This is a genomic window from Mesorhizobium sp. M7A.F.Ca.ET.027.03.2.1, from assembly GCF_003999175.1.
Taxonomy (GTDB): Bacteria; Pseudomonadota; Alphaproteobacteria; order Rhizobiales; family Rhizobiaceae; genus Mesorhizobium.
On record NZ_RZOM01001533.1, the window covers coordinates 1 to 991 of the forward strand.

Annotated in this window: 1 pseudogene; it reads right to left on the reverse strand. The window is 62.4% G+C overall.

Annotated elements, in window-relative coordinates:
- Positions 1-814: pseudogene (locus EN750_RS36225) on the reverse strand (hypothetical protein); the annotation flags it as partial.
- Between the last annotated feature and the right edge of the window lie 177 nt (positions 815-991).

Sequence of the window (991 nt, forward strand, 5' to 3'; positions counted from 1 at the left end):
TCGACAGCTCGTCGAGCCTGTGGCGCGCCTGCGATTCCCGCTTCAGCGCCTTGTCGAGTTCGATCGAGAGGTTGACGTGCTTTTCGCGCAGCATCTTGCTTTCGCGCAAGCGCCTGTTGGCCTCGACCGTCCTGGCGGTCAGCCGCTTGGCGATGTCGCCGAACTCCGCTTCGCGTTTGGCGCTCGCATTGGCTGTCTCCACGAGTTCCAGCCTCACCGCGGCCAGTGCCGCACGAAGCGTCTCCCGGTCCTGGACCAGGCTTGTCTCGCGCTGCTGCAGCGCTTCGAAAGCGCCTTCACGCTCGCGCAATTTTCTCGTCGCATCGTGCAGCTTCTCCGACAGCGCCCTCTGTTCGGCGGCCAGGGCCGCATTGGCAACCTCCAGCTCGTTGGCGCGCAGGATGTCGCTGTGGAGGATGTTGAGGAATTCGCGCGTCAGATGGTGCGAGGTGCCGATCTCCGACAGCTTGTCGTTGATCTCCTCCAGATAGTCCCTGGCGTCATGGAAGAGACCCTCGAAGGCGCTCAATGCAGCCAGCCGGGTCTGTGTATGGGCGGTCAGCCGTGGCGCGGTTTCGGAACTGTCCGCATCGCCCGCGGCGTCGGCCTTCCCGGCATTGTCGTCATTTGCCGCGTCGGCCTGGGGTGGCCCGCCATCGGCTGCCGCCTGGGCATCCGGCACATCGTCGCTCTCTGGCGGCACCAGGTCGTCGGCATCGAGACTTGCATCCAGCGCGTCCGCCAGATCGATCTGCAGGTCCTGGATCGCTTTATCCACGTCTTCAGCACGCTTGATCAGGCCTCTGAAGTTCATCACCAAACTCCCCTTACGCATACCTCGCTTCGAACTTAACAAATTGCTAATATATCCTTACATCCGCTGCTTGCGCAGGGGAAGCCCCGTCGGCACAAAGGTAAATTTGGGACATTTGGGGGCCGAACAACCAATGCCGCAGCCGGGAAGAGCCGGATTCCTCTGACGGTGTGGAGG